15 protein-coding genes are annotated in these 13,382 nt (G+C 28.3%); 6 read left to right on the top strand and 9 right to left on the bottom strand.

The genetic code is table 11. The features are described 5' to 3' along the window. Window positions 1-465: 465 nt before the first annotated feature. Genes CC87_RS07460 through CC87_RS07445 form a run of 4 tightly spaced genes read left to right on the top strand, consistent with a single transcriptional unit; the run spans window position 466 to window position 3,222 of the window. Window positions 466-1,014 carry a YceD family protein gene (locus tag CC87_RS07460; protein WP_038057709.1) on the top strand — a complete coding sequence of 183 codons (549 nt, stop codon included), beginning with the start codon at window positions 466-468 and terminating at the stop codon, window positions 1,012-1,014. A gap of 2 nt (window positions 1,015-1,016) precedes the next feature. Then, window positions 1,017-1,199, top strand: coding sequence for a 50S ribosomal protein L32 (gene rpmF, locus CC87_RS07455; protein ID WP_038057708.1), 183 nt, complete (start codon window positions 1,017-1,019; stop codon window positions 1,197-1,199). 18 nt (window positions 1,200-1,217) lie between these two features. Beyond that, entirely contained in the window at window positions 1,218-2,234 is a 1,017-nt protein-coding gene (gene plsX, locus CC87_RS07450) for a phosphate acyltransferase PlsX (protein ID WP_038057707.1), read from the top strand. Next, window positions 2,224-3,222 carry a beta-ketoacyl-ACP synthase III gene (locus CC87_RS07445; protein WP_038057706.1) on the top strand — a complete coding sequence of 333 codons (999 nt, stop codon included), beginning with the start codon at window positions 2,224-2,226 and terminating at the stop codon, window positions 3,220-3,222. The genes plsX and CC87_RS07445 overlap by 11 nt, the downstream gene beginning before the upstream one ends. Before the next feature lie 16 nt (window positions 3,223-3,238). Here the strand turns inward: CC87_RS07445 and CC87_RS07440 are convergent, their stop codons facing one another. The 8 genes from CC87_RS07440 to CC87_RS07405 are packed head-to-tail and all read right to left on the bottom strand — an operon-like array spanning window position 3,239 to window position 9,068. Then, window positions 3,239-3,814, bottom strand: coding sequence for a hypothetical protein (locus tag CC87_RS07440; protein WP_038057704.1), 576 nt, complete (start codon window positions 3,812-3,814; stop codon window positions 3,239-3,241). Next, the gene (gene guaA, locus CC87_RS07435; protein WP_038057702.1) at window positions 3,805-5,346 is read right to left on the bottom strand and encodes a glutamine-hydrolyzing GMP synthase; all 1,542 of its coding nucleotides are present in this window, start codon (window positions 5,344-5,346) and stop codon (window positions 3,805-3,807) included. Before guaA ends, CC87_RS07440 begins: the two co-directional genes overlap by 10 nt. 4 nt (window positions 5,347-5,350) lie before the next feature. Continuing rightward, the gene (pth, locus tag CC87_RS07430; protein WP_038057700.1) at window positions 5,351-5,947 is read right to left on the bottom strand and encodes an aminoacyl-tRNA hydrolase; all 597 of its coding nucleotides are present in this window, start codon (window positions 5,945-5,947) and stop codon (window positions 5,351-5,353) included. A gap of 9 nt (window positions 5,948-5,956) precedes the next feature. Continuing rightward, a complete protein-coding gene (locus CC87_RS07425) occupies window positions 5,957-6,562 on the bottom strand; it encodes a 50S ribosomal protein L25/general stress protein Ctc (protein ID WP_038057698.1) in 606 nt (201 codons plus the stop codon). A 33-nt stretch (window positions 6,563-6,595) separates the two neighbouring features. Next, window positions 6,596-7,555: a ribose-phosphate pyrophosphokinase gene (locus CC87_RS07420; protein ID WP_038057696.1), complete on the bottom strand. Its 960-nt coding sequence runs from the start codon at window positions 7,553-7,555 to the stop codon at window positions 6,596-6,598. 14 nt (window positions 7,556-7,569) lie between these two features. Next, the gene (gene ispE, locus CC87_RS07415; RefSeq protein WP_038057694.1) at window positions 7,570-8,415 is read right to left on the bottom strand and encodes a 4-(cytidine 5'-diphospho)-2-C-methyl-D-erythritol kinase; all 846 of its coding nucleotides are present in this window, start codon (window positions 8,413-8,415) and stop codon (window positions 7,570-7,572) included. A 7-nt stretch (window positions 8,416-8,422) separates the two neighbouring features. Continuing rightward, window positions 8,423-8,695 (bottom strand): DUF1844 domain-containing protein, encoded by a 273-nt coding sequence (locus CC87_RS07410; protein WP_038057692.1) that lies wholly within the window; start codon window positions 8,693-8,695, stop codon window positions 8,423-8,425. A 7-nt stretch (window positions 8,696-8,702) separates the two neighbouring features. Beyond that, on the bottom strand, window positions 8,703-9,068 hold the full coding sequence (locus tag CC87_RS07405; protein ID WP_038057690.1) for an FmdB family zinc ribbon protein: 366 nt from the start codon (window positions 9,066-9,068) through the stop codon (window positions 8,703-8,705). A gap of 116 nt (window positions 9,069-9,184) precedes the next feature. On the opposite strand from CC87_RS07405, the gene CC87_RS07400 reads away from it, so the two are divergent. Then, on the top strand, window positions 9,185-10,300 hold the full coding sequence (locus CC87_RS07400; protein ID WP_038057688.1) for an AI-2E family transporter: 1,116 nt from the start codon (window positions 9,185-9,187) through the stop codon (window positions 10,298-10,300). 206 nt (window positions 10,301-10,506) lie between these two features. Beyond that, window positions 10,507-10,785, top strand: a complete 279-nt coding sequence (locus tag CC87_RS07395; protein ID WP_038057685.1) for an HU family DNA-binding protein — start codon at window positions 10,507-10,509, stop codon at window positions 10,783-10,785. A 13-nt stretch (window positions 10,786-10,798) separates the two neighbouring features. On the opposite strand, the gene CC87_RS07390 is transcribed toward CC87_RS07395, so the two are convergent. Continuing rightward, window positions 10,799-13,342 carry a ChaN family lipoprotein gene (locus CC87_RS07390; RefSeq protein WP_169740278.1) on the bottom strand — a complete coding sequence of 848 codons (2,544 nt, stop codon included), beginning with the start codon at window positions 13,340-13,342 and terminating at the stop codon, window positions 10,799-10,801. Window positions 13,343-13,382: the final 40 nt, after the last annotated feature.

The raw sequence follows: 13,382 nt of genomic DNA, 5'->3' as shown, positions 1-13,382 counted from the left end.
GAGAAAGCCAGAAGATGTCGTCCCTGCACAATAATTAAGCATTTTTTAAGAGTGGCAGCCAAAGTAGTAAAACATGCTCGGCGATTAAAGATATGGTTTACCAAACAGATAGTGCATATTGATTGGATATATTTTGCTGCTACTCAATTAGAAAGGGGATTAGTTTTTAGATAGTTTTTATTTAAGATTTGAGAGTAGGAGTAAAAGGGGTTTTATTTAAAAAATGGGGGTATTGTGCTTAGAAAATAATTAAAGTAGGGATTTTAATTGGGTTTATTTTTAATTTTTACGAATTTTTTAAGAAGAATTAATTTTTGGGGGGAGATTTTTTTAAAATTTTTGGATAGACTTCACAATAAAGTTTACTCCTTCAACCTTAAGCGGGAATTTTGGTTATAAATTTGACAAATTTAGTTTTGGGTTTATCATTTTATCAAATTTATAAAAAGAGGTGTATTTTATTTTATGGAAGATCTTAAAAATTGGGGAGTATTTTTAGACGATATTCCTCCTGAAGGACTTAAAATTGAATTTAAAGATATATCCAATTTAGGAGATGATTTAAAGGTAAAAAAACCTTTTTCAGGATATCTAAAATTGAAAAAAATAGGAATTGAGGTAAAATTAGAAGGTTCTTTGAATGGCGTTCTTTCTTTAGAATGTGATAGATGTTTAACAAACTTTGACTTTCCTATACAGCACGAGTTTAAAATAGATATAAAACCTTTAAATTCTTTAAATATAGAAGGAGAAAAAGAGTTAATGGAAGAAGAAATGGAAGTTAGTTTTTATGAAAATTCTTGGATTTCTTTTTATAATATTTTAAGAGAAGAAATTTTTTTATCTATTCCTTATAAAAAACTCTGTAAACCTGATTGTAAAGGACTATGTCCTATATGTGGCACTAATTTAAATAAAAAGACTTGTAATTGCAAAATTTATAAAAAGGAAAGTCCTTTTGCTATTTTGAAAACCTTACTTAAGGATAAAAATTTAGAAAAAGGAGGTCAATAACTATGGCTGTTCCTAAGAGGAAAACATCCAGATCCAGAAGAGGAAAAAGAAGAGCTCATTGGAACTTGGAAGTACCTTCTATATCTTTATGTCCCAGATGTAAATCTCCTAAATTACCTCATAGAATTTGTCCTTCCTGTGGTTATTATAAAAATAAGGCCTATTTTGAAGAAGAAGAAATTTAAAAGTAATATTTTTAAAAAATGTATAAAGTAGTTTTGGATGTAATGGGAGGTGATTTTGCCCCCTCTGTTATTTTAAAAGGTGCAAAATTAGCCCTTGAAGAGTTTCCTGATCTATATCTTTATTTGGTAGGTAAAGAGTCTGTTTTAAGATCATGGGAAAATCATGAAAGAGTTTCTCTGGTTTTTGCAGAAGAAGTTATTAAAATGGACGAAAGCCCCGGAGAGGCTTTAAGAAAAAAGAAAAATTCTTCTATTTTTAAAGGCTTGGAATTATTAAAAAATAATGAAACTTCTGCTTTTGTTTCTGCAGGTAATTCTGGAGCTGTTGCAGCAGGAAGCATTTTTATTCTTGGAAGATTAAAAGGGGTTAGACGTCCTGCTATAGCAACTCTTTTACCTTCTATAAAAGATCCTTTTGTATTAATAGATGTAGGAGCTAATGTAGATTCTAAACCCTTAGATCTATTTTTATTTGGAATAATGGGTAAAATTTTTTTGGAAAAGATTTGGGGAAAAGAGAATCCTAAAATTGCCCTTCTTTCTATAGGAGAAGAATCAGGGAAAGGTAATATTTTAGTAAAAAAAGCTCATCAACTTTTTAAAAAGTCTAAACTTAATTATGTAGGTAATATAGAAAGTAGAGATATGTTCAAAGGTGAGGTTGATGTAATAGTTTGTGATGGATTTATAGGAAATATATGTTTAAAGCTTTCTGAAGGATTAGTAGAAGTTATTATAGAAATGCTGAAAAATGAAGTTAAAAAATCTTTTATTTCTATTATGGGAATGTTATTAGCCAAAAATGCATTAAAGGCTTTTAAGAAAAAATCTGATTGGAGAGAATATGGAGGAGCTCCTCTTTTAGGTGTAAAAGGAAATGTGATCATTGCTCATGGAAGGTCTGATGCTTTGGCTATTAAAAATGCTATAAAAGTTGCTATAAATTCTATTAAAAATGACCTTGTAAGAAAATTAGAAAAAGCTATAAAAGAAAATAAAGATTATTTTGAAGAGGAGGAAAAGAGTGAATTTTAACAAAATAAAGTCAGCTGTTCTTGGAATAGGTATGGCTGTTCCTCCTAAGGTTCTTACTAATTTTGACTTAGAAAAAATGGTTGATACCTCAGATGAATGGATTACAGAAAGAACCGGGATAAAAGAAAGACATGTTTTAGAAGATGGAGAAAATATCAGTGATTATGCTATAAAAGCTGCTAAAGAAGCTTTAGAAAAGGCTGAAGTTTCTCCAGAGGAGATAAATCTAATTATATGTGCTACTGTTACTCCTGATTATATTATTCCTTCTCTGGCAGTATTAGTTCAAGATGGTATAAAGGCTTCTAATGCTGGAGCTTTTGATTTATCTGCTACTTGTTCAGGTTTTATTTATAGTTTAATTGTAGCTGATCAATTTATAAAAATTAATCCAGATTGGAAGATTTTGGTAATAGGAGCTGAGGCTTTGTCCCGTAAAACAAACTGGCAAGATAGAACTATATGTGTGCTTTTAGGAGATGGGGCAGGAGCAGCGGTGGTTGGAAAAAGTCCTGATCCAGAAAAAAGGGGAATTATAGATTTTTACTTAGGAGCAGATGGCTCATGTTGGCCTCTTTTAACTCTTAAAGGTGGTGGTTCTTGTTTCCCACCTTTTGATGAAAGACTCCCTAAGGAAGAATTTTATATAAAAATGAAAGGAAGAGAAGTCTTTAAAGTCGCTACCAGAATGATGGAAAAAATCTGCTTGGATCTCTTAGAAAGAAATAATTTCTCCCCTGAAGATATAAAACTTTTAGTTCCTCATCAGGCTAATTTGAGAATTATAGAATATTTAAGAGAAAAGTTAGGATTACCCAAGGAAAAAGTTATGGTAAATATTAATAAATATGGAAACACCTCTGCTGCAAGCATTCCTTTAGCCCTTTACGAAGCAGAAAAAGAGGGAAGGCTTAAAAAAGGAGATTTAGTCTTATTAGTGGCTTTTGGTGGAGGTTTTACCTACGGAGGAGCTTTATTACGCTGGTAAAATTTATCTTAAAATTTTAGAAAACTTTTAAAAATTTGTCAATAAATCTTAAATAAATGCTACCCATAAAAGGAATCCAGAAATTGTCTTTTTTAGTAAAAATCTCTGCTAAAGTCACAATAAAACAAAGAATTATGTGATGCAGAGCCAAATTTTTGGTATATAAATAAACAATTATCAAAGTAGTTATCAAAAAAGCAAACCCACCCTCTAAGGTTTTATATTTATAAATTTTATATCTTCCTATGTAAAAGCCTACCAAAGCGGCTACTGGATCTGCTAAGGTTAAAATAAGAAGAATTAAACGAAATTGAAAGGGATTTAAAAAATACCAGCTAAAAATTATTCCAAGAAGATAAAACCAAGCATCACTAATGCTAAAAATTTCTTCCTTTTTAAAAAGAGGAAACCATAATCCTTTTAAAGGAAGCAAATCGAAAAAAAATATTCTTAAAAATTCAAATATACTTAATCCTATAAAAAATCCAAAAAGAGCGATTTTGAAATAAAAAGAAGACAAAATAAAACTTAAAAAATAAAGAATTAAACCAAAAGAAATATGAATAAATTTTCTACAATAATTTATTCCCATTCAATAGTAGCTGGGGGTTTAGAAGAGATATCGTAAACTACTCTATTCACACCTTTTACTTCATTTATAATTCTATTAGAAAGTCTTTCTAATAATTCATAGGGCAATTTCACCCAATCTGCAGTCATAGCATCTTGGCTTTCTACACATCTTATAGCAATTACATATTCATAGGTTCTATAATCTCCCATAACTCCTACTGTTTTAATAGGAAGAAGCACAGCAAAACTCTGCCAGACCTTATAATACCATCCAGATTTAAGCATTTCTTCTGTTACAATGGCATCAGCTTCTCTTAAAATATCAAGCTTATCTTTAGTCACTTCTCCTATTATTCTTATAGCTAAACCAGGACCGGGAAAAGGTTGTCTCCATATGATATGTTTAGGAAGTCCAAGAACTTCTGCTATTTTTCTAACCTCATCTTTAAATAACTCCCTCAAAGGTTCTATAAGCTTTAAATTCATTCTTTCAGGAAGTCCGCCAACATTATGATGGGTTTTAATGGTCACAGAAGGTCCTCTAAAAGATACGCTTTCTATAACATCAGGATAGAGAGTTCCCTGAGCTAAATAAACTACTTTCTCAAATTTTTTACCCTCTTTTTCAAAAATCTCTATGAAGGTTTCACCTATAATTCTCCTTTTTTTCTCTGGATCTTCTACTCCTTTTAATTTTTCAAGAAAAATAGCACTTGCATCTACATAATGAACCTTAAGTCCTAATTCTTTCATCAATTTTAAAACTTCTTCTGGCTCATTTTTTCTTAAAACTCCATTATTTACAAAAATAGGAATAAGTCTGTCACCTATAGCTTTATGAACCAATAACGCAGTAACAGTAGAATCTATTCCTCCAGAAAGAGCACAAATTACTCTTTCATTTGCTTTAACTTTATGACGAATTTCTTCTACAGTTTTTTCTATAAAAGAAGGCATATTCCAGTCTGCTTGGCATTTACAGATCTCAAAAACAAAATTCTTAAATATTTGTAATCCTATCTCAGTATGAGCTACTTCAGGATGAAATTGAACTCCATAAATAGGTTTAATTTTATGGGCTACAGCTGCAAAAGGAGAATGTTCAGTTTTAGCTAAGGTATAAAAACCCTCTGGAAGTTTTTCTATCCTATCACTATGACTCATCCAGACTTTGTATTTATTTCCTTTCCCTAAACCTTTAAGCAATTTATTTTCTTCTAAAATTTCTATATAAGCAGGTCCATACTCTCTTTTGTTACTTTTTTCAACTTTACCTCCTAAAAGATAACTTATTAATTGAGCTCCATAACAAATTCCCAAAATAGGAATGTTTAAATCAAAAATCTTAGGATCAATCTTGGGAGCATCTTTATCGTATACACTGCTTGGACCACCTGAAAATATGATCCCGGAAGGATTAAAAGCTTTAATTTCCTCTAAGCTAACAAAACAGGGGTTTATTTCACTATATACCCCTTGTTCTCTTATCCTTCTTGCAATAAGTTGAGTAGTTTGAGAACCAAAATCTAAAACCAGAATTTTATACTTCATTTCTTCATCTTATGTATGGTTGTTTTTTAAAAATTTCATCATTAATCTTTAAAGAATTATATTTAGTCATAGTTTTTAATAAACCTATATAAAGAACATCATCAAGAGCAGAAGAGGCAATATCTATAATCTTATGCACTATTTCTATTTCTTCTTCTGAAAAAAGGGACAGGACATAGTCAGTTACTGATTGATTGATAGGTTTACCTATTCCAAGTCTCATTCTTGGAAAATCAGAAGAACCCAAGGTTTCTATTACAGAAATCATACCTCTGTGACCACCAGATCCACCCTTAGGTAAAATTTTTATTTTACCTAAGGGCAAATCCATATCATCATAAATTACTAATAAACTTTCTAAAGGTATTTTTTCCTTCTCAACCCATTTTTTTACAGCTTTTCCAGAAAGATTCATAAAAGTAAGAGGTTTTATAATAATAGCTTTATCTTTATAAAATGTAGCTTCGCTTTCCATTTCTTTATAAAATTTAAAATTTAAACGATGTTTTTTAGCAAAAGCTTCCACTACTAAAAATCCAAAATTGTGTCTGGTATATCTGTATTTTTCTCCTGGATTCCCCAGTCCACAAAAAAGCCACATTATTTAGAACTATTCTAAGGTGCTTTCTGTTTCTTCTTCTGCTTCTCCACCACCCCTTTCAGCTACAATGGTAACCACTGTCTCTTCAGGATCATCAAGAACCTTCACTCCTTCTGGAACTTTAATATCTTTTACGTGCAAAACATCTCCTACATCAAGATTACTAATATCTACCCTAATTTTATCAGGGATATTAGCAGGCAAACATTCTATAGTAAGATCATGCATTAAAATTTCTAACAAACCACCTCTGGTTATTCCAACAGGACGTCCTATAAATTCTAAAGGAATATCCAAGCTAATAGTTTCTCCTTCTTTAATTGCAACAAAATCTAAATGAATTATTTTATCAGTAACAGGATGAATCTGATATTCTTTTAAAATTGCTTGAACCTTAGAGGTTTGCCCGTTAGTAAATTCCAAGCTAAAGAGCAGAGTTTCTCCCTTGTATTTATGCAAAATACTTTCTAATTCATTAAACTTTACTGCAATGGGAAGTGGATCAAAATCAGGACCATAAATAATAGCAGGTATTAATCCCTGTTTTCTTAATTTTTTAGCTACTTCTTTTCCTGTTTTTTCTCTTTTAATAGCACTTAAAGTTACCTGCCTCATTTTATCTCTCCTCCTCTAATTTAAATTTTTTTCTTATATAAATAAAGAACTAATAGATTCATCAGTATGAATTCTTCTAATAGCCTCTCCTAAAAGATTAGCTACTGAAAGAACTTTTATTTTATCAAGAGATCTTGCTTCTTCTCTCAGAGGGATTGTATCACTCACAAAAAGAGCTTTTAAAGATGATTTTTCTATTTTTTCAAGAGCTTTTCCTGATAAAACAGGATGAGTAGCCATTCCATAGACTTCAATAGCTCCTCTTTCTTTTATGGTATTTGCAGCATTACACATAGTACCTGCGGTATCTATCATATCATCTATAATAATTGCTATCTTATCTTTAACATCTCCCACTACATTCATTACAACGCTTTCATTTGCCCTTTCTCTTCTTTTATCTATAATAGCAATACTGGCATTAAGTCTTTTAGCATATTCTCTGGCTCTTTCAACTCCTCCAGCATCGGGAGACACGATAACCAAGTCATTATCTTTAAAATTTTCTTTCAGATATTTAAGAAATACCGGTAAAGCATAAAGATGATCTACAGGTATATCAAAAAAACCTTGAATTTGACCAGCATGTAAATCCATAGTAAGAACTCTTCTTGCTCCTGCAGTAACTATTAAATTAGCAACTAATTTAGCAGAAATAGGGGTTCTGGGAGCTGTTTTTCTATCCTGTCTGGCATACCCATAATAAGGTAAAACTGCAGTAATTCTTCTAGCCGAAGCTCTTCGTGCTGCATCAATCATAATTAATAACTCCATTAAATGTTCATTAACAGGTGGACAGGTGGGCTGTATTATAAAAACATCTGCACCCCTTATGTTGTCTTTTATCTCAACAAAAATCTCTCCATCACTGAACCTTTTTATAATACACTCTCCTAAAGGAATATTAAGATAATTACAAATTTTTTGAGCTAATTCAATATTGGCCGTTCCTGAAAACACACAAAATCCTTTAAAACCCCCATTAACTGTCATGAAAAAAACCTCCTTTAATTAATTTCTAAATTTTTAGCGAGAAAAATTTTAACATCTTTTAAAAATTTTTTTAGAGTTTCATAAGCAAAAATAGGAGGTTTTTTTTCAAAAATTCCAAAAATGGTAGAACCTGTTCCACTTAATCCTACAGCACAACATCCTAATTTTATTAAAAATTTTTCATAATCTTCTAAAATTTTAAATTTTTTATAAATCAATTCTTTAAAATCATTTATCAATTTCTGAGGGTGATACCAAGGAGCCATGTCAGCAGAATAATAAACAGGCTTTTTAGATTTTGTCAACCCTAAATTTTCATAAGCCCATTTTGTATTTATAGAAAATTTAGGACAAATTAAAATATACCAAGCAGGAAATGAAGGAAAAGGTAACAAAATTTCACCTATTCCCTTTCCTATTGCCGCAGGATAGGGGCTTAAAAAAAATGGAACATCTGCTCCTAAACTTTTAGCAATTTTATATAGAATAGGACTTTCTGGATCTATCCCATAAAGAAAAGCCAAAGCCCTTAAAACAGTTCCTGCATTACTGCTTCCACCACCAAGACCCGCTCCCATAGGTATGATTTTTTTGATTTTTATAGAAACTTCATCTTTTATTTTAAAAACTTCTTTAAATTTTTTATAAGCTCTATAAACCAAGTTTTCTTCTAAAGGTAGAGGTATTTCACTTATAAAATCTAAAGAAAAAAAACTGGTTCCTTTTCTTATCTCTATTTCATCAAAAAGATCAATTTTTTGAAAAATAGTATAAATCTCATGATAATTATCTTCTCTTTTATTTAGGACTTGAAGAGTGAGATTGATTTTAGCTGGAGATAAAAGAAAATAACTTCTCATTATATATTTACTCAACAAGTTTTAAAAACTTGAGTTTTAATTCATAAATTATGGTTTGAAGAAGTTTTTCTTCATCTAAGGTGAGATTACCTTTTGTTTTTTCTCTCAACATTTCCAGAGTGTCTATAGTCTGTTTAGCAAGAGTTAAATTCACCTGTTTTTTATTGGTGATTGGATCAGGAAGTTCTCCTAAATGCACCAAAGCTGCAGTGTTTAAAGATAAAATAAAAGTACTAAAGGTTATCAAATTAGAAAATAGATCTTTTTCCTCTTGACTCATAAAACTTTTACCCCTTCTTTTTAGTAATCACATATTCAGTTTTACTTATGTATCCACCTTTCACAGCCTTTTTTTCAGCCAGTTTATCTGATAGCTTTTTAATGGTATCTGTAGGATAAAATTCCTTAGCTTTTTCTAAAAATCTTCTAGCCTCCCCAACTTTTCCATCAACCAAGTAATCTCTAGCCCTTTTTAAAATGGCTCTTTCTCTGGCTGAAACTTTTGAACTTTTATCTTGGAATCCAAAAATAGAAGGCAACTTTATAACCTGTGTGGATTTACACTTAGGGCAAGAAGGAAAATCATCCCCTAATTTTTGCAAACTTTCAAAAACTTCCCCACAAACTTCACATCTAAATTCATAAATAGGCATATTTTTAATTATAATCTTTATTTAAAACTTTACAATAACCTCAAAGTAGTATATTTTTGTTACTATTTTAAAAATTCACTTGTTAAATATACAATTAGAGATTATATTAAAAATTTATGAATATTAAAAGAAATTTTGAAACTAATTGTAAAAAAACAGGTTTCTGGATAATTTTAGTTCTGTCTATTTTTATAATAATCAGTTTCATTTATCTTTTAACGCCTTTATTTAGGATTATTTGCTGGTCTGGAATTTTAGCTTTTTTTATTTACCCTGCTTATAAATTTGTAAAAATTAAATTTTTTAAAAATTATAAAAGCCTATCAGCTATATTTGTAATGATTCTATTTATAATTTTTATTATAGGTCCTTTATCTTTAATTTTACTTAACTTTTATTATCAACTTTTTTCTTTTTTACAAAACTTGCAACCTATGACTGAAAAAGATTTTTCTCAGTATCTGGAACAACTTAAAAATCATCCCAAAATATATCTTATAATTTCAAAATTTTTATCACAAATCCATATTTATTTACCTCAATTACAGGATAAATTAGCTGAATTTCTTTCTAATTTAATTCAAACCGGACTCCAATCTTTAAAAGATGTTATACAGATTATAGTTTCTTTTGGATTCCAATTGGCTTTTACTTTAATTACTTTATACTATTTTTTAGTTGATGGAGACAGAATTGTTAAAGAAATTCTTGATCTCATTCCTGGTGAACCTTATGAAAAACAAAAAATTTTAAAAAGGGTTTCTTTAATATTAAAAGGTGTTCTTTATGGAAATATTCTTACTGCAATAATCCAAGGTTTTTTAGCACTTTTAATTTATTTCTTTTTAGGAATTCCTCAATATTTATTATGGGCTTTTCTTACTGTGTTAGCTTCTTTTATTCCTGTTTTTGGAACATCTTTAATATGGGGACCTTTGGTCATCTATCTACTAATAACCGGAAGCTATGTAAAAGCTACAATTTTAATTATCTATGCTATTATTATCATTTCTCAAATAGACAATTTCATTAAACCTATTTTAATAGGGGAAAAAACTAAAATTCACAATCTCCTTATATTTTTCTCTGTTTTAGGTGGACTTATTAAATTTGGAGCTTTGGGATTATTTTTGGGTCCTCTGATTTTGGGATTGTTTCTATGTATTATAGAAATTTACAAGATAAAGTGGTTAAATCAAACCAATAATAATCAAAATTATATTGAAAATTAAGAACAAAATTTATAAAATAAAGATCTGTTATAAATATAGATATTTTTTTAAATTTGAAAATTTTAAAAAGAAACAACTTAATATTTCATTAAAATTTAAAAATTTTAAAGATTTTAACTAAAATTTTGTTTTTTACCCCTTGACAAATATTAATAAATCCTTATAAAATTGTTAAAATAAGAAAAATCCTATGAAAGGGGGGAATCATGAACAAAGCAGAATTAGTAAAGAGAATGGCAGAGATTGCTGAAGTACCTAAAGCTACAGCAGAAAAGCTTTTAGATGCTTTTATGCAAGCTGTAGAAGAGGCTGTTTCTAAAGGCGATAAAGTTGTTTTGGTCGGTTTTGGGACTTTTCAAGTGGTAAAAAGAGCTGAAAGAGAAGGAAGAAATCCCAGAACAGGGCAACCTATTAAAATTCCTGCTAAAAAGGTAGTCAAATTTAAACCCGGTAAAAAACTTGAAGAAGCAGTAGCAAAAGATTAATTAAAAATAAAAATTAATTGGTGGGGGAAAGTTTTTCCCCACCAATTAAATAATCTGCTAAATTAGAGTTTAATTTTGTTTGAGAATTTAAAATTATTGTTTTAAAATTATTTATATTTCTTTTCTTTAAACTTATACCAATTCCCCAAGGATATTTGACCTTTTCTTCATCAGTAAAGATAATTATTTGAATATTTTTAAATTTATTTAAAAGTTTAGTTATATGTTCTGCTAAGCTTTCCCTTTTTAATATCTGTGCTTGATAAAAATTTTCAAAGATAAAATTCTTATAAATAGGAGAATTCTGAAATTTTTTAAATAAATAATTTTTATAAGAAGGATTAAATAAATCCATTTCAGGTAACTTTAACATTTCTTTCTTAGATAAATTTAACAATCCCTTTTCCAAAACCATCTGTAACAATTTTGAATCTACACCTATACTTATTACTTTTATATTATTATTCTTAGCCCATTTTAAAATTTCTTTCAACGTGTCAACTTTAATATCTAAATATTTAGAATCCAAAAATTTAAAAACATCTTCAAGAGTTATTTCACTTTTTAAATATTTATCTAAATATGTTTGTATAGCTGGATCTAAATCCACAGCTATTATAAAATTAGAATTAATTCTTAAAAATTTATTTAAAAATTTCTGATAAAATTCTGTATAAGAACTCGCATCTTCTTTATTTTCTCCTAATAAAATAATTTGGTTATCAATTAATTGATATACTAAATCCTCAAGAGATAGATAATTATTAGAATCCATAATATAAAAAGACCTTTTTACAGGAATATAGATACCATTAATAGGTTGATCTAACCTTTTGAAAATTATGTTTCCAGATTTAACAATCATTTCACAATAATCTATTAAATCAGGTAATAATTTAACTGCATTTTTTGTTTCCTCCATAGAAGAACTCATAATAAATCCTATTAAACCTTTATTATTATAAGGATTAGGTATAACTTTAAAATAAAAACCTTCTTCAGAAGAATTAAGTATCCAAGGAAAAGGAGATTTTCCGAAATATATTATATTTTGGAAAGCCTGGTTAAGAGTATTTTGCTTAGAATTAAAGCTTTTATAACCCAAGTCTTTAAAAAAATTGATTACTTCTCTGTAAATAGGAAAATCTTCAGAAGAATATACTAAAATACCAGGTTTTTGAAATAGATGAGCTATAGAAATAGGAATTTCCTTAGGAGAAATTTTTCTCCAGAGAAAATAATCAGGATCTATATAGATACCTTTTGGTTCTTCTTTGGAAAACAACTGAATTTTTTGTGTAGAATTAGATAAAGTTATTTTATATGGATATTCCATATTATTACAGTCAATTTTTAAAGAAATTCTAAGAGATCTATTTGCATCAGTTTTTAAAGTAAATTTTATGATATACTTTGAAAGTGTTTTCTTAACAGAATTTACCTGGGCTTCTATAGAAATTTTTTTAAATTTGGAAAAATCTGGAAAATTTTTAAGTTTTTCAGGGTAAAAGTTTTTTAATGATTTTACAAATGTTTCAAACTTTTGAGGTGTTAAAAAATTTTTTTTATAAAAAACTTTCAGATTTTGTAAAAATCTTTTTTCTCCAATTTTTTGAACAATTTCAAAAACATAGAAAAAAGCCTTAGCTTTATCTTTATTAAAAATTAAAAGTTTTTTTCTAAAAGCTTTCTTATCCTGGGAAAGTTTATAATCAATAAAATAATCTATTAAACCTTCAATCAATAAATCTTCTTCGTCTTTCAAAAAAAAAGCACTTTTAAATTTTTTTTCAGTCAAATAATGTAAAAATTTTTCAGGTTTATTCAAAATTGCAGAATTTAATAACAAAATATTGGCAAAATTCAGCTCATCTTTAAAAGAATTATCTAAAAATACAAAAATATTTTTAAAAAGATAAGATTTCTCTCCTAAGTTGTTTAATATTTGCCAATTTTTTATTATTTTTTCCCAAAAGATTTTTATCTTTTCAAAGAAATTTTTATTATAAGGCAAATAGTAAAATTTAACTCTTAGATTTTCATAGTTAAAGCTTAAAGATTTAGGTCTAATTTTTGTCATAATCAAGCAAGGATTTATTACAGGATGGGGATTTTTAAATATATAAACCGTATAGTATCTCTTTTTTAAAATTTTAACTTTTTCTGATGGTATCAAAATAAAAACTTTTTTATTTTTTGGGACTTTAAAGATAATTTCATAGGTAAAAGGTTCCTTAGGTAAAGGAAAAAAATTAGAAAATACATTAACAGGAAAAATTTCATAATTGATATGTTTTTTAAATGTTATATATAAAGTGGTTTTTCTTTTTACTGAAAGATTTTTCAATAAACTTGATTTTATATATCTTCTATGTAATTTGATTTTTTTTATTTTTAAATGTTGGTATGAAAAATTAAAATTTTTATGAGGTATTAACTTTGTTGACAGGGAGCCTATTATTGTAGAATCAGAAATAAGTATAAGTCGGATTTTAAGATGTAAATAAGGTATTTTTTTTGCATAAGAGGTATTTAAAAAATTTAATAAAAGAAACATAAAGGTAAAAAAAAGAAAATTTTTTAAAATTTTTATATGC

The sequence above is a fragment of the Thermodesulfobacterium hydrogeniphilum genome (assembly GCF_000746255.1).
GTDB lineage: Bacteria > Desulfobacterota > Thermodesulfobacteria > Thermodesulfobacteriales > Thermodesulfobacteriaceae > Thermodesulfobacterium > Thermodesulfobacterium hydrogeniphilum.
This window is presented reverse-complemented; position numbering and strand designations above follow the sequence as displayed.